Consider the following 19480-nt stretch of genomic DNA (forward strand, 5'->3'; position numbering starts at 1 on the left):
CGCCATCTCGTTCAGGATCAGGCCGCTTCCGCCAGCTTCTTGGCCTTCTCGACTGCTTCCTCGATCGAGCCGACCATGTAGAAGGCTGCTTCCGGAAGGTGGTCGTATTCGCCGTTGACGAGGCCCTTGAAGCCCTTGATCGTGTCTTCGAGCGCGACGAGCTTGCCCGGCGAACCGGTGAAGACTTCGGCGACGAAGAAGGGCTGCGACAGGAAGCGCTCGATCTTGCGGGCACGGGCAACCGTCAGCTTGTCCTCTTCCGACAGTTCGTCCATGCCAAGGATGGCGATGATGTCCTGAAGCGCCTTGTAGCGCTGCAGGGTCGACTGGACCTTACGAGCCACGTCGTAGTGCTCTTCACCAACGACCATCGGGTCGAGCATGCGCGAGGTGGAGTCGAGCGGATCGACGGCCGGGTAGATGCCCTTTTCGGCGATCGAACGGGAAAGAACCGTTGTCGCGTCGAGGTGGGCGAACGAGGTCGCCGGCGCCGGGTCGGTCAAGTCGTCGGCCGGAACATAGATGGCCTGAACCGAGGTGATCGAGCCTTTGGTCGTGGTGGTGATGCGCTCCTGCATCTGGCCCATGTCGGTTGCAAGCGTCGGCTGATAACCGACGGCCGAAGGAATACGGCCGAGCAGAGCCGACACTTCCGAACCTGCCTGGGTGAAGCGGAAGATGTTGTCGACGAAGAACAGAACGTCCTGGCCCCTGTCGCGGAAATCTTCGGCGACCGTCAGGCCAGTCAGAGCGACGCGAGCGCGGGCGCCCGGCGGCTCGTTCATCTGGCCGTAAACCAGGGCTGCCTTGGAACCCTCGCCGCCGCCATGCTTGTTGACGCCCGACTCGATCATTTCGTGATAGAGATCGTTGCCTTCACGGGTCCGCTCGCCGACGCCGGCGAAAACGGAGTAGCCGCCGTGCGCCTTCGCGACGTTGTTGATCAGTTCCATGATGAGAACCGTCTTGCCGACGCCTGCGCCGCCGAAGAGGCCGATCTTGCCGCCCTTCGCGTAAGGGGCGAGAAGGTCGACGACCTTGATGCCCGTGACGAGGATCTGGGCTTCCGTGGACTGTTCTACGTAGGCCGGAGCATCCTGGTGGATGGCGCGCTTGTGCTCGGTGTTGAGCGGGCCAGCTTCGTCGACCGGCTCGCCGATGACGTTCATGATGCGGCCAAGCGTTTCCGGGCCGACCGGAACCGAGATCGGAGCGCCGGTATCAGTGACCTGCTGACCGCGGACAAGACCTTCCGTCGAGTCCATCGCGATCGTGCGAACAGAGTTTTCACCGAGGTGCTGCGCGACTTCGAGAACGAGGCGGTTGCCGTTGTTGTCGGTCTCAAGCGCGTTCAGGATCGCCGGAAGGTCGCCGTCGAAAGCGACGTCAACGACAGCGCCGATAACCTGGGTCACTTTGCCGAGGGACGAGCCCGTTGCGGTAGCCATGATTCTTACCCTCTTTCTTTACCTCAGAGCGCTTCCGCGCCCGAAATGATTTCAATGAGTTCCTTGGTGATCTGCGCCTGACGCTGGCGGTTGTAGGAAAGCGTCAGCTTGTTGATCATCTCACCGGCATTGCGCGTCGCGCTGTCCATCGCGGACATCTGCGCGCCATAGAAGGAAGCGTTGTTTTCAAGCAGCGCCCGGAAAATCTGCACCGCGATGTTTTTCGGCAGCAGGTCTTCGAGAATTTCCTGTTCGCCGGGCTCATATTCGTAGAGCGCCGAAGACCCGTTATTCGCTGCCTCGCTCGCTTCGAACTTTGCCGGAATGATCTGCTGAGCAGTTGCCACCTGCGAAATCACCGACTGAAAGCGCGCGAAGAACAAAGTCGCAACGTCGAACTCGCCGGCATTGAATAGGTCCAATACCTTGTGCGCCACTTCATCCGCCTGCACGAAACCAAGCTGCTTGACTTCGCGGAAGGTGATGTAGTGGACGATATTTTCCTTGAAGCTGCGGCGCAGGACGTCGTTGCCCTTGCGGCCGACGGTCAAGATCTTCACCGTCTTGCCCTGGGAGAGCAATTTCTGCGCATGATCGCGGGCAAGACGGATGATCGAGGAGTTGAAGCCCCCGGCCAGACCGCGTTCGCCGGTCGCGACGATCAGGAGATGAACCTGATCCTTGCCCGTTCCCGACAGCAGCAACGGCGCTTCGGCATTGCCGGCGTTGGCGGCCGAAAGGCCGGCCAGCACCTTGTTCATCCGCTCCGCATAAGGACGGGCGGCCTCGGCCGCCTCCTGGGCACGGCGCAGCTTCGCCGCGGCGACCATCTTCATCGCCTTGGTGATCTTCTGCGTCGCCTTGACGGAGGCGATCCGGTTTTTCAGATCCTTAAGTGAAGGCATCCGTTATCGGTCCCCTGGGGGTTAGTTGGGCTTGATCCGTTCTCAGGCGAAAGACTTGGCAAAGCTGTCGAGAGCCGCCTTGAGTTTCGCGCGCGTGTCGTCCGAAATCTGCTTCTCGCTACGGATCGTATCGAGGATAGCCTTGCCTTCGGTACGCAGGTAGGACAGCAGGCCCTGCTCGAACTTGCCGACCTCCGCGACGGAAATCTTGTCGAGATAGCCGTTGACGCCGGCGAAGATCACCACAACCTGCTCTTCCGTCTTGAGCGGCGAGAACTGCGGCTGCTTCAGGAGCTCGGTCAGGCGGGCACCGCGGTTCAGAAGGCGCTGTGTCGCGGCATCGAGATCCGAACCGAACTGGGCGAAGGCAGCCATTTCGCGATACTGGGCGAGTTCACCCTTGATCGAACCGGCAACCTGCTTCATCGCCTTGATCTGTGCGGCAGAACCGACACGGGAAACCGACAGACCGACGTTAACGGCCGGGCGGATACCCTGGTAGAAGAGGTCAGTTTCGAGGAAGATCTGGCCGTCGGTGATCGAGATCACGTTGGTCGGAATGAAGGCCGAAACGTCGTTGCCCTGGGTTTCAATGACCGGCAGAGCAGTCAGCGAACCGGCACCGCGGTCGTCGTTGAGCTTTGCGGCGCGCTCCAGAAGGCGGGAATGCAGGTAGAAGACGTCACCCGGGTAGGCTTCACGGCCTGGCGGACGGCGCAACAGCAACGACATCTGACGATAGGCGACGGCCTGCTTGGAAAGGTCGTCGTAACCGATCAGGGCGTGCTGGCCGTTGTCACGGAAGTATTCGCCCATGGCGCAACCGGCAAACGGCGCCAGATACTGCATCGGGGCCGGGTCGGAAGCCGTAGCGGCAACGATGATCGAATACTGCAGGGCGCCGCGCTCTTCGAGAACCTTGACGAACTGGGCAACGGTCGAACGCTTCTGGCCGATGGCGACGTAGACGCAGTACAGCTTTTCCGAATCAGGGCCGTTGTCGTGAATGGCCTTCTGGTTCAGGATCGTATCGAGAATGATGGCGGTCTTGCCGGTCTGGCGGTCGCCGATGACGAGTTCGCGCTGGCCACGGCCGACCGGGATGAGGGCGTCGATGGCCTTGAGACCGGTCGACATCGGCTCATGAACCGACTTGCGCGGAATAATGCCCGGAGCCTTCACGTCGACGCGCGAACGGCGGGTTGCATTGATCGGGCCTTTGCCGTCGATCGGATTGCCAAGCGCGTCGACGACGCGGCCGAGCAGTTCCGGACCAACCGGAACGTCAACGATGGCGCCGGTCCGCTTGACGGTGTCGCCTTCCTTGATGGCACGGTCGGAGCCGAAGATAACCACGCCGACGTTGTCGGCTTCGAGGTTCAGCGCCATGCCGCGGATGCCGCCCGGGAACTCGACCATTTCACCGGCCTGGACATTGTCCAGACCATAAACGCGGGCGATACCATCGCCAACGGAAAGAACCTGGCCGACTTCGGAAACCTCAGCCTCCTGGCCGAAGTTTTTGATTTGATCTTTCAGAATTGCGGAAATTTCCGCGGCGCGGATATCCATCAGCCAACCTCTTTCAGTGCAAGCTTAAGGGTGGAAAGTTTGGTGCGAAGGGAGGTGTCGATCTGACGAGAGCCGACCTTGACGATGAGACCGCCGAGAAGCGACGGATCGACCGTCACGGCGATTGCCACATCCTTGCCGGTAACGCCCTTCAGCGCCGACTTGAGCTCAGTTTCCTGCGCCGTGGAAAGCGCATATGCCGAAGTGACCTCGGCGGTGATTTCTCCGCGATGCGCCGCAGCGATCTCGCGATAGGCGCGGATCATGCCGGGGAGCGCGAAGAGGCGGCGATTGCCGGCAACGACCTTCAAAAAATTGCCGACGAGGCCCGTGATGCCAACCTTGTCGGCAACGGCGACGATGGCTTTCCGCTGCTCCTCGGCGGAAAAAACCGGGCTTGCGACCAGGCGTCGCAGGTCTTCGCTTTCGTCCAACAGCACCTGAAAACGATCAAGATCGGCACCGACCTTGTCGACCGAACCAGCCTCCAGAGCCAGTTCGAAAAGCGAGGAAGCGTAACGCTCCGCTACACCGGAAATAAGCTGGGACGTGTCTGCCACGGGCACAGTTTCCCTGTATTGCCATCCAAGCGCCAAACCTTCCGTAAAAGGTGCAGCAAGACCTTGAAATCGTTTGATTATTTCTCAGAACCTGCAGGGCGGGCGCCCTACCCTTTCCGACTTTCGCGGTTCGTCTAGCATAGGATGTAGGCCACCGCAACACGCCTGATAGAGGAAAAAGCCTTGGATGCAAGGGCTTGAACCGCATTTTATCCCGCAAGCGGAGGGATTTTCAGGCAATTGTGGTCCGCGGCCTCAAATTGAGGCGTCAAATCGTCCCGAAGACATAGGCGAGCGGCCCGGCCGCCAGCACAACCTGAAGTAAGAAAAATGCGATATTTCGAAGGGTGAAGGCCCGGTCGAAGGCGCAGGAGACGAGACGTCCGGTGGCTGCGAATCCGAGTGCGATACCGAGCACCATATAGATCCAGTCCTGGGCCAGCATGATGGCCGTCAGCCCCAGCCCAAGATGATGCGCTCCCGCGGCGCGAACGGAAGCGTACCCCTCCGGCCGCACTTCGCCGATCTGGAATGCCGTCAGGCGCAGGACGAAAGCCGGGAACAGGAAAGCGACGAGGCCGAGAACAGCAGTTGCCGCGGCGCACACGAAAGCGAGTTGTTCGCCGAGTTCAGTGGGAAAATAGAGTTCCATCCGGTTCTCGCCCTTATTCGAATCGTCTGATTTTAGCGCAAGCGGTAAACAACTCGCTAAGAGTGGCGACTTAGAGAAAGCTCTGCGGGTCGATATCGAGCTGGATCTGCACCGACCCACGCTGCTTCGGCCCGTTTGCCAGCATCGCCCGGAGGAAGGCCTGCATGTCGGAATTGCGCCGCCCATGTACGAGCAGCCGAAAACGGTGCCGGCCCCGCACCAGCGCAAGCGGCGCTTCCGCCGGTCCGAGCACGGAAATGCCGCTAACCTTAGGCGCAGCGGCTCTGAGCCCGCGGGCATGGCTTTCCGCATCCGCCCGCGTATCGGCCGATACGATCAGCGAGGCGAGTCGACCGAAGGGAGGGAGTATCGCCTTTTCTCTCTCGGCAATCTCGCGCTCGTAGAAAGCGCTGGCGTCGCCCGAAACGATCGCCTGCATGACCGGATGCTGCGGCTGGAAGGTCTGTAGCAGGCCGTGGCTCTTGCGACCCGTCCGGCCCGCTCGGCCGGTCACCTGGGAAAGGAGCTGAAAGGTGCGCTCCGCCGCCCGCGGATCGCCGTTCGACAGTCCAAGGTCGGAGTCGACGATGCCGACCAGCGTCATCAGCGGGAAATTGTGCCCCTTGGCGACGAGCTGCGTGCCGATGACGATATCGGCATCGCCCTTGGCGATCGCCTCCAGCTCCAGCCGCATGCGCTTGACGCCGCCGAGCAGGTCTGAGGACATGACGATCGTCCGCGCATCGGGGAAATGTTTCTCCACTTCCTCGGCAATCCGCTCCACGCCCGGCCCGCAGGCGACGAGATGATCGAGCGTCCCGCATTCCGGGCAGGCTTCGGGCGTCGGCTCGGAGTAACCGCATTGATGGCATTGGATCTGGTTCTTGAAACGGTGTTCCACGAGCCAGCTCGAACATTGCGGGCACTGGAAACGATGGCCGCAGACGCGGCAGAGCGTCAGCGGCGCGTAGCCCCGGCGGTTGAGGAAGAGCAGCGCCTGCTCACCACGCCCGATCGTCTTGGCAATTGCCCGGATCAGCAGGGGCGACAAAAAGCCGCCGCGCTCCGGCGGGTGGCGTCGCATGTCGATGAGATGCAGGTCTGGCATCGCCGCATCGCCGAAACGGGTCGGCAGATGCACGGTGTTGTAACGACCGGAAAGCCCGTTGACCTGGCTTTCGACCGATGGCGTCGCCGAGACGAGCACGATCGGAAAATCACCGATCCGGGCGCGAACCACGGCCATGTCGCGGGCATTATAGAAAACGCGGTCTTCCTGCTTGTAGGCGGGATCGTGCTCTTCATCGACGATAATGAGCCCGAGGTTCTCGAAAGGCAGAAAGAGCGCGGAGCGGGCGCCGGCCACGACCTGCACCTCGCCCGTCACAACACCGCGCCAGACCTTTTCACGCATGCGCGGCGAAAGATCGGAATGCCATTCGCCCGGCTTGGCGCCGAACCGGTCCTGGAAACGTTCGAGAAAGCTCGCCGTCAGCGCAATTTCCGGCAGCAGGATCAGGACCTGCTTGCCGCGCCGCAAGGTCTCCGCGATTGCCTCGAAATACACTTCCGTCTTGCCGGAGCCGGTAACGCCGTCGATCAGCGACGTGGAAAAGCCGCCGGTCCGGATCGAGTCGACGATCTCCGCGGCGGCCTCCTTCTGCGGTCCCTCGATGCGCGGCGCGATATAGTCCGGATCGGGCCTGGCGACGACGGGAGGGGGGGCCAGGAAGACCGTTTCGAATATGCCCTGTGCGGTGAGCCCGTCGATGACGCTTAATGAGACGCCGGCCGCATGCGCCAGCCCGCTGCGGGTCCAGGGGATGTCTTCCTGATTGGCCAGATCGAGCACCCGGGTCCGCGCAGGCGTCAGACGCTCCGGCCGGCCGCCGAGGTAACGCAGGCCCTCCACCATCGGCTCTGGTTCGAGGGCCGCCGGCGCCCGGATAGCCATGCGTGCCACCAACCCGGGCGGCGAGAGCGTATAGTTCGCAACCCAGTCGATGAAATCGCGCATTTCTTTTGAAAGCGGCGGGCAATCGAAGGCGAGCGTTATCGGTCGGAGCTTCTTCGGATCGAGCCTGTCGTCGTTCTCGCCGTCCCAGACGACGCCGATCAATTGCCGCGGCCCGACTGGTACCTGCACGACCGAGCCGGGCTCCACTGCCAAGCCTTCCGGAACCGCATAGCTATAGGCGCCCGGCACCGGCAGCGGCACCAGGACCGGCACCACTTTAACCAATGGCGGTGTTTTAAACAGCGAACCGAAGAGATCGGACGAATCTTTGCCCATGGGCGGCGAACATGCCCCGACGCGGAACAAAAGTGAACCCTGAAGAGGGCTACTCATCCTGTGTGTCGATGACCCCCGTCAGCCTCATGCCTTCGATCCAGGTGGCGCCCCCCTGTCTGATCACTCTGCGTGGCCGGCTGCCGCAACGCGCCTCGACCGCCGCAGCCAGCACTTCCGAATGCGTGACAATCCAGATCTGGCTGGAGCGGGAGGCTTCCGCAATCATGTCGGCAAGCGGCGGCAGCATGTCCGGGTGCAGGCTGGTTTCCGGTTCGTTGAGCGCAATCAGTGGCGGCTGGCGATAGGACATCAGCGCGGCCGCGAGTCCCAGAAAACGGATCTGACCGTCGGAAAGCTCGCGCGGTTGAAACACCCGCCGCGGAAAATCCGGAAAGACGAGACCGAATTCCGCATGTTCGCCGGGCTCCGGCACAGAGAGCTTCGCCCCGCCGAAAGCGGCCGCAACCGCCCGGTCGAGCTCCACCGTATCCCCGCGCGTGTGCACCAGCGTCGCAAAGACCGCGGCCATGTTGCTGCCGTCCTGATCCAGGAGAGGAGAGGTCACAGCGAGACAGGGCTGCCGCAAAGGTGAGTCCCGGTCCGTGCGAAACCCGTGAAAGAACCGCCATCCATCGACCAGGCGGCGAAAGGCGCCGACTTCCGGGTAGTGCCCGGCATCGCCAAGCAGCGCGATCGCCGTCTCGGACGTCATCGCCTGTTCGGGATATTCCTCCATCCGCCCGCTTGTTCCCCGCACCATGATGCCCGGCCCGGCGCGCTTCATCATCGTCACCGGCCGCGAACCCGTCTCGACCGACAGCTCTTCCGCTTTCACCTGCGGCTCGAAGACAAAGCCCGCTGCGTCGATGGGCGGGCGAAGCCCCGCCTCGACCCGATAGCGAAAGGTGATGGCCCGCTCCTCGTCCAGCACCTCCGCCTCGAACTTGATCCGAAAATTCTTCTCCTCCCGCCTCGGGCCGGACCAGAGCGCAGACGCCATGCCGCCTTCGGCCGCGATCTCGTAAGCCAGATTGCCCCGCACAGCCGCCTGAACGAGTTGAAGAGCGCGGTAGAGGTTGGACTTTCCGACGCCGTTCTCGCCGATGAACAGGTTGACACCGGAAAGATCCATGCGAATTGACCGGAGCGAGCGGTAGTTCTGGGCGAACATCGAGCGAAGCAGCATGTCCGACTTCTACACGATCCCGCGCAAGTTAGAAGCGAGGCATGAACTTCGCATCACCATTGGCGGCAAGTTCGAAGACGGTATGATGCTCCAGTGCCTTGGTGACCTCGGCCGCATCACCTTCAAGCTGATCCGGCTGGATCATCTGGCCGATGGTGAAATCGAAACGGTCGCCCTTCTTGTTCAAAAGTTCGTAGAATACCGTCATGTCGCGCAGTTCGGTCGACCACTTGGCGAACCAGTAGAACAGGCCGGAATTGCGTGCCCGCATATGGATCGGCAGTATGGGCATGTTGTATTTGCGCGCCAGCCCCACGGCCGACGTCTTCCAGGGGCGTTCATTGAGCTTCCCGTCCGCCCAATAGGCGATGCGGCCCGACGGGAAGAGCACCATCACCTTGCCGTCCTCTACCGTCTTGTTGGTCAGAACCAAAGTTTCGCGGGCCTTCAGCTTGCTCTTGTATTCTTCCCGCCATTCGACCGGAATGATCATTTCGGCAAAGCGCGGGTTTACGCGAATCGCATCGCGATTGGCGAAGATCATCATGTCAGGCCTGCGCTCTTTCAGCAGGTCGAAGATAGCGACGCCATCGGCAATACCGGTCGGATGATTGCTGACAAGGATGAAACCGCCCGCGGCAGGAATGCGCTCGGCATTGGCGATCGCAATATCCAGCTGCAGCACATTGCTCAGATATTCGAAGGACTGAAAGCCGGGCATGCTGGCAACATCGTCCGCGAATTCGATTGCCTTGCCGTAGCGCAGCAGCGCATAGAGAAACGGTCGCATCACTGGCCAAAGCGGATTCTTCACGATGCGCTCGCCGCGCTCGGCGATCAGCGTGTCAACGATATGGCCGGGCTTGCCTTGAGAAACGAGAGCGATTGTCTCCGCGAACTGTCCGAACGTGGTGGTGGAATCACGGCGCGCCATAGAAACTCCCGCTGGCAGGCCGCCATTATATCGCAGCCTGTATGATCGAACGATGACATTGTTACATGGACTAAAATAGGGCTTAGGAATTTCGTAACGCCGTCGGTAGCAATCTGGGGCGGCTTTTCTCAGAATTCAACCGGGTCCGGGAATGAACGAACTGCTGATTATTGCCGCACCCGATCTGGTCGCAAAACGCCGCGAATGGCTTCAGAGCCTGGCGAACGAACGTCGCCTTTCCGACAACACCCTGGATGCCTATGAGCGCGACACGCGGCAATTCCTGACATTCCTGACCGCTCACCTGGGAGGTCCGGCCAGGCTTGCCGATATCCATACCCTGCGTCCCGCGGATCTGCGCGCCTTCCTGGCCGCGCGCCGTCGGGAAGGGTCCGGCGCACGTTCGCTAGGCCGCCATCTGGCAGGACTTCGCTCCTTCTTGCGCTATCTGGAGCGCAAGGGCCTGGTGAACGCCGCAGCCGCCGGCGCAATCCGCGCGCCGAAGCAGCCGAAATCCCTGCCGAAGCCGCTCACCGATCGCCAGGCGCTGAACCTCGTCACTACGGACGCCCAATTGCAGGAGGAACCCTGGATCGCCGCGCGCGATGCCGCGGTGCTCACCCTGCTCTATGGCTGCGGACTGCGCATCTCGGAAGCGCTAGGCCTCAAGCCCGCCGACCTCGCCCCCGGTTCGACAACGCTGCGTATCACCGGCAAGGGTGGCAAAACGCGCATCGTGCCATTGCTGCCGATCGTGTTCGATGCGGTGGCGACCTACAGGAAGCTTTGTCCGTTCCATATCGCCGCGGACGAGCCGCTTTTCCGCGGCGCGCGCGGCGGGCCGCTGCAGCCGGCGATCATCCAGCGCGAGATGCAGAAGCTCAGGAGCGCCCTCGGCCTGCCGGAAACGGCAACGCCGCATGCGCTGCGCCATTCCTTCGCCACGCATCTTCTGGCCGGTGGCGGCGATCTGCGCACCATCCAGGAACTCCTGGGCCATGCCAGCCTTTCGACGACCCAGGTCTATACCGGCGTCGATTCGTCCCGGCTGCTGGAAGTCTACGACCGCGCCCACCCGCGAGCGTAAATATCTCATTAACTACCTGCATTAAGTGCTTATCTAGAGCCTATGGCTAATATGCCGGCAGCCTTTCCGGACGGATGACATGACGACTCCCGCCTTCGCCTCTCCCGCTGGCGCCTTTTTCAGGCGCGCTCAAAGTCTCACCCTGTGGCTGATTGCGGCTGCGCATCTGATTGCGCTTGCTTCCCTTCTTCTCGTCCTTGGCTCGCTGTCGCCTGCGCAAGCGCAAACGCCCGTATGTCACGGCGTAAATCTCCTTGACGAAATGAAGATTGAAAATCCCACCGCCTATCAGCAACTCGTGACGGAGACTGACAAGGTGCCGAACGGCAGGGGCATCTTCTGGAAGATCGGAAAAGAGGGCGTCGCTACCTCGTATCTTCTCGGAACCATGCATGTCTCCGATCCGCGGGTCCTGAAAATGCCGCCCGGAGCGGCGGATGCCCAGGCGAAGAGCAGCACGATCGTCATCGAATCCGACGAGATCCTCGACGAGAAGAAGGCGATGGCGGGCATTTTGGCGAAGCCCGAACTCACCATGTTCACGGACGGCAGCTCCATCGAAAAGCTGCTGCCGAAGGAGGACGTCGCCCTGCTCGAAGCGGGCTTGAAGCAGCGCGGCATTCCGCTTGCTGCCGTCTCGCGCATGAAGCCCTGGATGCTGATGGCATTCGTATCGCTTCCCGCATGCGAGATGGCACGGAAGGCTGCAAACCCCGATTTTCTGGACAAGCGGATCGCTCTCGATGCCGTTGCCGCCGGCAAGCCGGTGAAGGGCCTTGAGACATTTGTCGAGCAGCTCTCGGCCATGGCCGCCATCCCGGTCGAGTTCCACCTGAAATCGCTGGTCGAAACTGTCAGGCTTGGCCCGAAGATGGACGATGTCTTCGAGACCATGACCGAACTCTATCTCTCCGGCGACATCGGCCTCATCATGCCATTGCTCAAGACCATCGCTCCCGAAGGCGACGACGATGCGGGTTACGCCGAATTCGAGAAACTGGTCGTGACCAAGCGCAACCACGTGATGGCAGATCGTGCCGCCCCCATTCTCGCGGAAGGCGGAGCATTCATCGCCGTCGGCGCCCTTCACCTGCCGGGCGAGGAAGGGCTCGTGAAACTCCTGCGCCGGCAGGGATTCGCGGTCACGCGGGCCGATTGAGCCTCAGCCAACCGTCATGCGCCGCAGGACATTGGTCTTCCAGTAGAACTGATGCATCAGTGCGCCCAGGACATGGGCGGCGATGACGATCCAGAGCAGGGTCTTCAGAACCTCCGCATGCACTTCGCCCGCCTGGCTGTTGCCGAGATAATAGGCGCCGATGCCTGTCAATGGTATCGCGATCAACAAGACGTAGAGCGCTGCATGCACCAGCTTGGCCCCGAACCTGAAGAGAGCGGGTTCTTCCGGCGGTGCCGCCGGTGCCCCGGACGTGAAACGGAGGATGATACGGAGAGCGAGAAGAATGAGGATCGCAATACCGACATAAGCATGGATGTTGGCGCTGGCGACCTGTTCCGCTGTCGCACTGCCGGTGCGACGAACGGCGCGATTCCATTCTTCCATGCCTTCCGTGAACAAGAGGTTGAAGAAGACGAGCAATGCGGTGGCCCAATGCACCGCACGCTGCGGAAGCGAGAAGGAAACTGGAGTAACGCTTTCCATTTTTTCTACCTTTTCAATATCTTATCGATGGAAACTATAGAAGCCGCAGCTCTGTCCACAAGCAACGATCCGCAAGATGACAGAGATTTAATCCTGGATTTGCTGTTCCGCAAAAAGGCCGGTCTCTACGAACGAATGCCGGAGCAAGACAGCCGGTTTCCCATATCGGCCAGCATCGATGAAACCAGAGTGGGATGTCTGAAAGCGTGAGCCGTTTTCGGCTAAAATCCTGCTAACTCTTTGATGCAGATCAGGATGAGGTGAGCAGGCCCTGCGGCAATATGCACAAGCAAGCCAAGCCAAAAAGCAGAAGCCGCGGGATGCTTCCATCCCGCGGCTTCTCAACGTTCTATCTCTGGCATTTTCTACATGTGGATCGGCTTGAAGAAGGTGGCGAGCGCCGCTTCCTTGACCGCTTCCGACATGGTCGGGTGTGCGTGGCAGGTGCGGCCGAGATCTTCCGACGACCCGCCGAATTCCATCAGCACGGCGATTTCGTGGATCATCTCGCCGGCGCCGAAGCCGACGATATGACCGCCGAGGACCCGATCGGTCTCCTTCTCGGCCAGGATCTTCACGAAACCATCGGTTGCCAGCATGGCGCGGGCGCGGCCGTTCGCCGTGAACGGGAACTTGCCGACCTTGTAGGCGATGCCCGCCGCCTTCAATTCCTCTTCCGTCTTGCCGACGGAAGCCACTTCCGGCTGGGTATAGACGACGCCCGGGATGACGTCGTAGTTCACATGGCCGTGCTGGCCGGCAAGGATTTCGGCAAGCGCCACGCCCTCGTCTTCCGCCTTGTGGGCCAGCATCGGGCCGCGAACGACGTCACCAATGGCATAGATGCCGTCGACATTGGTCTTGAAATGACCGTCGATCTCGACGCGGCCGCGGTTGTCGAGCTTGACTCCGGCGGCTTCCAGGCCAAGACCCTCGGTATAAGGCTTGCGGCCGGTAGCGATCAGCACGACGTCCGCCTCAAGCGTCTGGGCTTCGCCGCCCTTGACCGGCTCGTAGGTGACCTTGGCACCTTTGGCGGTCTTTTCGACACCGGTAACCTTGGCCTCGGTGCGGATATCCATGCCCTGTTTGACCATCATGCGCTGGAACTGCTTTGCCGCTTCGCCGTCCATGCCGCCGAGCAGCTTGTCGAGATATTCCACGACAGTGACCTTGGCACCAAGGCGCGACCAGACCGAACCGAGTTCCATCCCGATGACGCCGCCGCCGACGACGATCAGCTGCTCCGGCACCTTTTCAAGCGCGATGCCGCCGGTCGAGGAGATGATCACCTTTTCATCGATCTCGACATTGACGCCCGGAATGCCGGCAACGTCGGAGCCGGTGGCGATGACGATGTTCTTTGTTTGGATCTCCTGAACCTTGCCATCCTCGCCGGTCACCGAAACCTTGCCCGCTGAGACGATCTTGCCGGTACCCTGGAAGCCGTCGATCTTGTTCTTCTTGAAGAGGAAAGCAACGCCGTCGACATTCGACTTCACCGTCGCATCCTTGTGCGCCATCATCTTCTCAAGGTTCAGCTTGGGAGCAGAAACCTCAACGCCGAGCGCATCCATGCCATGGACTGCATGATGGAACATCTCGGAAGCGTGCAGCAGCGCCTTGGAAGGAATGCAGCCAATGTTGAGGCATGTCCCGCCGTAAGTGGCGCGCTTTTCCACCACCGCGACCTTGAGGCCGAGCTGGGCTGCCTTTATGGCGCAAACATAACCGCCCGGGCCGCTTCCGATTACGACGAGATCATAAGCCATGACAAATCCTTCTCTTGATAACCTGCGGAGGAGCTGAGCTCACGCCGCCTTGCATTCCTTGAATTCATAAAGATCCCAGGGAACCTGCCTGAGACCGCTCTTGTCCCAGAGCGCCGAATGGCGGATCGCAGGGCCGAACCCCGGCATCAGGATCGCGTCCGGAGCCTCGCTTCCTTCCGGTCCCAATATGTCGATATGGCCGGTTGCCACATCGAGGATATAGGGGACGCCTGTCCAGATCGTACAAGCCCTGAGCTCCGCTCCCGTCGCATCGCCCTCAGGGCAGTTGTTCATCACCATGCCGCCCGGGCGGCGCGTTTCCTCGTCATACATGATGTGGCCGTCGAGTTTCAGCTTGCCCCCGATGATCGTGAACAGATGGCTGACGACCGCCGCATCCGAGCCCACCGGCCTGAACGAAAGTGTCGTCCCGGCTTCCGCCTCGGTGAACACCGCCTTCTCGAGTGCGCATCGTTCTTGGGCCTCCGCCATTCCCGGCAGCAGGCAGAGCGAAACAAGCCATGTCTTGAAGGGTGCTTTCATCGCATTCACCGGAATAGTGCGATCATCATGGCGCCAAGCCCGGCGAGACCGATCAGCCAGACGAACGACCGGAAATACGGGATGCCTGCCAGATAGAGCGGCAGATAGATGAGGCGGGCGATGAACCAGATCCAGCCACCGATCAGTCCCAAACCCGAGGCATCGTCACCCGCAAAGGCGACTCCGAGCAGAAGCCCGATAAAGGCCGGATAGGTCTCCTGAAAATTCTTCGACGCCCGCGCGGCGCGGCCAACCAACTTGCCTTTCGGCTCCAGTCCTTCATCCCGCGGCCCTGCGTTCCAGTCGCGGCCGAGTTCGCGGGTCGATAGCACGGCCTGAACCGAGATGTGGACAACGAGCAGGATCACGCTCAGGGCCAGCAGCGTCATGTAAGGCGTTGCGGTAACCCCGAGCGCTTCCATCATTGCAATCCCGTCTTAGAGATCGAGAACCAGGCGTTCCGGATCTTCCAGGCTCTCCTTCACACGGACCAGGAAGGTCACGGCTTCCTTGCCATCTACCATGCGGTGATCGTAGGAAAGCGCCAGATACATCATCGGACGGATGACGATCTGGCCGCCGATGACGACCGGACGCTCCTGGATCTTGTGCATGCCGAGGATGCCGGACTGAGGCGCATTGAGGATCGGCGAGGACATCAGCGAGCCGTAGACACCGCCGTTGGAGATCGTGAACGTGCCGCCCTGCATGTCGGCCATGGACAACGCGCCGTCACGGGCAAGCTTGCCGAGGCGGCCGATATCCTTTTCGATCTCGGCGATCGACATCTGGTCGGCATCGCGCACGACCGGAACGACGAGGCCCTTGTCGGTGCCGACGGCGACGCCGATATGGCAGTAGTTCTTGTAGATGATGTCGGTCCCGTCGATCTCGGCGTTGACGGCCGGCAGTTCCTTCAGCGCATGGGTGACCGCCTTGGTGAAGAAACCCATGAAGCCGAGCTTCACGCCGTGCTTCTTCTCGAAGATGTCCTTGTACTTGTTGCGCAGATCCATGACGGCCTTCATGTCCACCTCGTTATAGGTGGTCAGCATGGCGGCGGTGTTCTGCGCGTCCTTGAGGCGGCGGGCGATCGTCTGGCGCAGGCGCGTCATCTTCACGCGCTCTTCGCGGGCAGCATCATCGGCCGAGGAAACCGGACGCGGCGCAGCCGGTGCGGCAGGCGCCTGCGCCGGTGCGGAAATGCCCTTGGCGACGGCAGCGATCACATCACCCTTCAACACCTGGCCACGCTTGCCCGAGCCTTCGATATCGGCGGTGGAAATGTTGTTGTCCGCGGCGATCTTGGCGGCAGCCGGAGCCGGCGGCATGGAGGACGCGGCGGCAGCCGGTGCCGAGGCTGCTGCGGGAGCAGCCGCAGCAGCCTCGGCAACCTTGGCCGGAGCGGCCTCAGTGGGCTTGGCGGCCGGTGCGGCAGCCGCAACGCCTGCACCACCTTCGGCAATCTGGCCGAGCAGCGCGCCGAGACCGACGGTCTCGCCATTGTTGGCAACGATCTCGGAGAGCACGCCGGCTGCCGGCGACGGCACTTCTACGGTCACCTTGTCCGTTTCGAGCTCAAGGAGCGGTTCATCGGCCTTGACCGTATCGCCGACTTTCTTGAACCAGGTGCCGACGGTCGCCTCGCTGACGGATTCGCCGAGGGTGGGGACGCGGATTTCGGTGGCCATGATCTGTTTCCGTGTTTGTCAGATGTGTTTTTGAAAGGATGGGAAGGCGGCTGATGTCTCAGCCGCCGAGCGCGTCTTCGAGGAAGGCCTCGAGCTGCGCCAGATGCTTGGACATCTGGCCTGTCGCGGGCGAAGCCGCAGCCGGCCGGCCGGTATAGCGGACCCGCTGATACTTCGCATCGATATGGGCGAGCACCCATTCCAGGTAGGGATCGATGAAGGCCCAGGCGCCCATGTTCTTCGGCTCTTCCTGGCACCAGACCATTTCCGCATTGCGGAAGCGGGAAAGCTCGTTGATGAGCGCCTTGGCCGGGAATGGATAGAGCTGTTCGATGCGCAGCAGGTAGATGTCGTCGATGCCGCGCTTTTCGCGCTCTTCCAGAAGATCATAATAGACCTTGCCGGTGCAGAGAACGACGCGACGGATCTTCGAATCCTTCTGCAGCTTGATCGGACCGTCCTTGATGACCTCCGCATCATCCCAAAGCAGGCGATGGAAGGAGGATTCACCCGCCATTTCGGCAAGCGCCGAGGTCGCCCGCTTGTGCCGCAGGAGAGACTTCGGCGTCATCAGGATCAACGGCTTGCGGAAGTCGCGCTTCACCTGCCGGCGCAGGATATGGAAGTAGTTGGCCGGCGTGGTGCAGTTGGCGACCTGCATGTTGTCTTCCGCGCACATCTGCAGCCAGCGTTCGAGGCGGGCCGACGAGTGTTCAGGCCCCTGGCCTTCGTAACCGTGCGGCAGCAGGCAAACGAGACCGGACATGCGCAGCCACTTGCGTTCGCCCGACGAGATGAACTGGTCGAACACGACCTGCGCACCATTGGCGAAGTCGCCGAACTGGGCTTCCCAGAGCGTCAATGCGTTCGGACGGGCCAGCGAATAACCGTATTCGAAGCCCAGCACTGCCTCTTCCGAGAGCATGGAGTTGATGACTTCGTAACGGGCCTGTGTGGGCGACAGGTTGGCAAGCGGAATATAGCGGTCTTCGGTATCCTGATCGTAGAGGACCGAATGGCGCTGCGAGAACGTGCCGCGTTCGCAATCCTGGCCGGAGAGGCGGATCTTCGTACCTTCCGTTGCAAGCGAACCGAACGCCAAAGCCTCGGCCATCGCCCAGTCGATCCCTTCACCGGTTTCGACCATCTGCGCACGGTTTTCCATGAAGCGGCGGATGGTGCGATGCGCGCTGAAGCCTTCCGGGATCGTCGAAAGCTTGCGGCCGATCTCCTTCAACTGCTTCATCGGCACGGCCGTCTTGCCGCGACGCTGCTCGTCGGCATTGTCGGCCGAGCGCAGGCCGGACCATTGGCCATCCAGCCAGTCGGCCTTGTTCGGCTTGTAGCTCTGGCCGGCCTCGAACTCGGCCTCCAGATGCGCGCGCCAATCAGCCTTCATCTTCTCGAATTCGCCCTCGGTCACGAGGCCTTCGGCAATCAGGCGGTCGGCATAAAGCTGGGACACCGTCTTGTGGCCGCGAATGACCTTGTACATCTTCGGCTGCGTGAACGCCGGCTCGTCGCCTTCGTTATGGCCGAAGCGGCGGTAGCAGAACATGTCGATAACAACCGGCTTGTGGAACTTCATCCGGAATTCGGTCGCGATCTTTGCTGCATAGACGACCGCCTCCGGATCGTCGCCGTTGACGTGGAAGATCGGCGCCTCGATCATCTTGGCAACATCGGACGGATAGGGCGACGAGCGCGAGAAGGCCGGATTGGTGGTGAAGCCGATCTGGTTGTTGATGATGAAATGCATCGTGCCGGCGACGCGATGACCGCGCAGGCCGGAAAGGCCGAGCACTTCGGCAACCACGCCCTGGCCGGCAAAGGCCGCATCGCCGTGCAACAGCAGCGGCAGCACCTTGGCGCGCTCGCGCAGCGGGATGATATCGCCTTCCCAGACCTTGGCGAGCATGTCCTGCTTGGCGCGGGCCTTGCCCATGACGACCGGGTTGACGATTTCGAGATGCGACGGATTGGCCGTCAGCGACAGGTGCACCTTGTTGCCGTCGAACTCACGGTCCGAGGATGCGCCGAGGTGGTACTTCACGTCGCCCGAGCCTTCGACTTCGTCCGGCTTGAAGGAACCGCCCTTGAACTCGTGGAAGACGGCGCGGTGCGGCTTGCCCATGACATTGGTCAGCACGTTGAGGCGGCCGCGATGCGCCATGCCGAGAACGACTTCCTCGAGTCCTTCCTGGCCACCGCGCTTGATGATCTGCTCCAGCGCCGGGATGAGCGATTCACCGCCATCGAGACCGAAACGCTTCGTACCCTTGAACCTGACGTCGAGGAACTGCTCGTAGCCTTCCGCCTCGACCAGCTTCTGCAGGATCGCCTTCTTGCCGTTTTGAGTAAATTCAACGCCCTTGTCCGGGCCCTCGATGCGCTCCTGGATCCACTGCTTCTCCTCCGGGTTGGAGATGTGCATGAACTCCACGCCGATCGTCGAGCAATAGGTGCGCTCCAGAATCTCGATCATCTCGCGAATGCTCGCGTATTCGAGGCCGAGCACGTTGTCGATGAAGATCTTGCGGTCGTAATCGGCTTCCGTGAAGCCGTAGGCCGTCGGCGAAAGCTCGTTATAATCCTCGACCGGAGCTGCAAGACCGAGCGGATCGAGCTTGGCATGCAGGTGGCCACGCATGCGGTAGGCGCGGATCATCATGATGGCACGCACGCTGTCGCGGGTTGCCTGCAGGACAGCGGCGGGATCGATCGGCTTGCCGGAGGCAGCGGCAGAGGCTTCGGCCTTCGCCTGGACCTTCTTTTCGATCGCCTTTTCGACAACGGGCCAGTTGCCGTCGAGCGCTGAGACCAATTCACCATTGGCGGCGATCGGCCAGTTCTTGCGCTGCCAGGAAGCTCCGTTTGCCGCTTTCTTCACATCGTCCGGATTGTCGGCTAGCGCCTTGAAGAAAGCCTGCCATTCCGGTGCAACCGAATTCGGATCGTCCTCATACCGGGCATGGAGCTGCTCGATATAGGTTGCATTCTGACCGTCCAGGAAAGAGGTGATGAGAAATTGCTCGTTGGCTTCTTGCCGTGCCATGGTTTCTTGCGGGCGCCGCGCCCGCCTCCTGCCGTAATTGAGGCCGAAGAGCGTCGGCCGCCGCTTTCATTCATGGTGTGACATAGACCGCAGATGCGGAATGTCACGCGCGCTTTACG

General features: G+C 61.3%; 16 protein-coding genes. 2 read left to right on the top strand and 14 right to left on the bottom strand.

Annotated features, from left to right (window positions below):
- Window positions 1–17 precede the first annotated feature (17 nt).
- The 8 genes from atpD to QEO92_RS21295 form a co-directional block, all read right to left on the bottom strand.
- Window positions 18–1448 (bottom strand): F0F1 ATP synthase subunit beta, encoded by a 1431-nt coding sequence (gene atpD, locus QEO92_RS21260; protein WP_037156829.1) that lies wholly within the window; start codon window positions 1446–1448, stop codon window positions 18–20.
- Between the two features lie 23 nt (window positions 1449–1471).
- On the bottom strand, window positions 1472–2353 hold the full coding sequence (locus tag QEO92_RS21265; protein WP_227704336.1) for a F0F1 ATP synthase subunit gamma: 882 nt from the start codon (window positions 2351–2353) through the stop codon (window positions 1472–1474).
- A 42-nt stretch (window positions 2354–2395) separates the two neighbouring features.
- Window positions 2396–3925 carry a F0F1 ATP synthase subunit alpha gene (atpA, locus tag QEO92_RS21270; protein ID WP_037156825.1) on the bottom strand — a complete coding sequence of 510 codons (1530 nt, stop codon included), beginning with the start codon at window positions 3923–3925 and terminating at the stop codon, window positions 2396–2398.
- Window positions 3925–4491 carry a F0F1 ATP synthase subunit delta gene (locus QEO92_RS21275; protein WP_227704337.1) on the bottom strand — a complete coding sequence of 189 codons (567 nt, stop codon included), beginning with the start codon at window positions 4489–4491 and terminating at the stop codon, window positions 3925–3927. Before QEO92_RS21275 ends, atpA begins: the two co-directional genes overlap by 1 nt.
- 262 nt (window positions 4492–4753) lie before the next feature.
- On the bottom strand, window positions 4754–5137 hold the full coding sequence (locus QEO92_RS21280) for an AGROH133_08824 family phage infection protein (protein ID WP_037156820.1): 384 nt from the start codon (window positions 5135–5137) through the stop codon (window positions 4754–4756).
- 70 nt (window positions 5138–5207) lie between these two features.
- Window positions 5208–7430: a primosomal protein N' gene (locus QEO92_RS21285; RefSeq protein ID WP_227704338.1), complete on the bottom strand. Its 2223-nt coding sequence runs from the start codon at window positions 7428–7430 to the stop codon at window positions 5208–5210.
- Window positions 7431–7479: 49 nt separating this feature from the next.
- Entirely contained in the window at window positions 7480–8616 is a 1137-nt protein-coding gene (locus QEO92_RS21290; RefSeq protein WP_227704339.1) for an AAA family ATPase, read from the bottom strand.
- 28 nt (window positions 8617–8644) lie between these two features.
- Complete coding sequence (locus QEO92_RS21295; RefSeq protein WP_227704340.1) at window positions 8645–9550, bottom strand: GNAT family N-acetyltransferase; 906 nt, start codon at window positions 9548–9550, stop codon at window positions 8645–8647.
- A 151-nt stretch (window positions 9551–9701) separates the two neighbouring features.
- On the opposite strand from QEO92_RS21295, the gene QEO92_RS21300 reads away from it, so the two are divergent.
- Together QEO92_RS21300 and QEO92_RS21305 are read left to right on the top strand one after the other, a co-directional pair.
- Window positions 9702–10637: a tyrosine recombinase XerC gene (locus QEO92_RS21300; RefSeq protein WP_227704341.1), complete on the top strand. Its 936-nt coding sequence runs from the start codon at window positions 9702–9704 to the stop codon at window positions 10635–10637.
- A gap of 79 nt (window positions 10638–10716) precedes the next feature.
- The gene (locus tag QEO92_RS21305; RefSeq protein ID WP_227704342.1) at window positions 10717–11796 is read left to right on the top strand and encodes a TraB/GumN family protein; all 1080 of its coding nucleotides are present in this window, start codon (window positions 10717–10719) and stop codon (window positions 11794–11796) included.
- 3 nt (window positions 11797–11799) lie between these two features.
- Here the strand turns inward: QEO92_RS21305 and QEO92_RS21310 are convergent, their stop codons facing one another.
- The 6 genes from QEO92_RS21310 to QEO92_RS21335 form a co-directional block, all read right to left on the bottom strand.
- Window positions 11800–12300, bottom strand: a complete 501-nt coding sequence (locus QEO92_RS21310; RefSeq protein ID WP_227704343.1) for a cytochrome b — start codon at window positions 12298–12300, stop codon at window positions 11800–11802.
- A 365-nt stretch (window positions 12301–12665) separates the two neighbouring features.
- Window positions 12666–14072: a dihydrolipoyl dehydrogenase gene (gene lpdA, locus QEO92_RS21315; protein WP_227704344.1), complete on the bottom strand. Its 1407-nt coding sequence runs from the start codon at window positions 14070–14072 to the stop codon at window positions 12666–12668.
- A 39-nt stretch (window positions 14073–14111) separates the two neighbouring features.
- Entirely contained in the window at window positions 14112–14615 is a 504-nt protein-coding gene (locus QEO92_RS21320) for a hypothetical protein (protein WP_227704345.1), read from the bottom strand.
- 5 nt (window positions 14616–14620) lie between these two features.
- Window positions 14621–15037 (bottom strand): MAPEG family protein, encoded by a 417-nt coding sequence (locus tag QEO92_RS21325; protein WP_227704346.1) that lies wholly within the window; start codon window positions 15035–15037, stop codon window positions 14621–14623.
- A 15-nt stretch (window positions 15038–15052) separates the two neighbouring features.
- Entirely contained in the window at window positions 15053–16306 is a 1254-nt protein-coding gene (gene odhB, locus QEO92_RS21330; protein ID WP_227704347.1) for a 2-oxoglutarate dehydrogenase complex dihydrolipoyllysine-residue succinyltransferase, read from the bottom strand.
- 58 nt (window positions 16307–16364) lie between these two features.
- The gene (locus tag QEO92_RS21335; protein WP_227704348.1) at window positions 16365–19361 is read right to left on the bottom strand and encodes a 2-oxoglutarate dehydrogenase E1 component; all 2997 of its coding nucleotides are present in this window, start codon (window positions 19359–19361) and stop codon (window positions 16365–16367) included.
- Window positions 19362–19480 lie beyond the last annotated feature (119 nt).

Origin of the sequence: Neorhizobium petrolearium, from assembly GCF_029854435.1 — a bacterium.
GTDB lineage: Bacteria > Pseudomonadota > Alphaproteobacteria > Rhizobiales > Rhizobiaceae > Neorhizobium > Neorhizobium petrolearium.

Bases quoted from the DNA above. Each gene is read 5' to 3' on its own strand.
- atpD (WP_037156829.1), bottom strand. From the start codon at position 1,448: ATGGCTACCGCAACGGGCTCGTCCCTCGGCAAAGTGACCCAGGTTATC.
- QEO92_RS21265 (WP_227704336.1), bottom strand. From the start codon at position 2,353: ATGCCTTCACTTAAGGATCTGAAAAACCGGATCGCCTCCGTCAAGGCG.
- atpA (WP_037156825.1), bottom strand. From the start codon at position 3,925: ATGGATATCCGCGCCGCGGAAATTTCCGCAATTCTGAAAGATCAAATC.
- QEO92_RS21280 (WP_037156820.1), bottom strand. From the start codon at position 5,137: ATGGAACTCTATTTTCCCACTGAACTCGGCGAACAACTCGCTTTCGTG.
- QEO92_RS21285 (WP_227704338.1), bottom strand. From the start codon at position 7,430: ATGGGCAAAGATTCGTCCGATCTCTTCGGTTCGCTGTTTAAAACACCG.
- QEO92_RS21290 (WP_227704339.1), bottom strand. From the start codon at position 8,616: ATGCTGCTTCGCTCGATGTTCGCCCAGAACTACCGCTCGCTCCGGTCA.
- QEO92_RS21295 (WP_227704340.1), bottom strand. From the start codon at position 9,550: ATGGCGCGCCGTGATTCCACCACCACGTTCGGACAGTTCGCGGAGACA.
- QEO92_RS21300 (WP_227704341.1), top strand. From the start codon at position 9,702: ATGAACGAACTGCTGATTATTGCCGCACCCGATCTGGTCGCAAAACGC.
- QEO92_RS21305 (WP_227704342.1), top strand. From the start codon at position 10,717: ATGACGACTCCCGCCTTCGCCTCTCCCGCTGGCGCCTTTTTCAGGCGC.
- QEO92_RS21310 (WP_227704343.1), bottom strand. From the start codon at position 12,300: ATGGAAAGCGTTACTCCAGTTTCCTTCTCGCTTCCGCAGCGTGCGGTG.
- lpdA (WP_227704344.1), bottom strand. From the start codon at position 14,072: ATGGCTTATGATCTCGTCGTAATCGGAAGCGGCCCGGGCGGTTATGTT.
- QEO92_RS21320 (WP_227704345.1), bottom strand. From the start codon at position 14,615: ATGAAAGCACCCTTCAAGACATGGCTTGTTTCGCTCTGCCTGCTGCCG.
- QEO92_RS21325 (WP_227704346.1), bottom strand. From the start codon at position 15,037: ATGGAAGCGCTCGGGGTTACCGCAACGCCTTACATGACGCTGCTGGCC.
- odhB (WP_227704347.1), bottom strand. From the start codon at position 16,306: ATGGCCACCGAAATCCGCGTCCCCACCCTCGGCGAATCCGTCAGCGAG.
- QEO92_RS21335 (WP_227704348.1), bottom strand. From the start codon at position 19,361: ATGGCACGGCAAGAAGCCAACGAGCAATTTCTCATCACCTCTTTCCTG.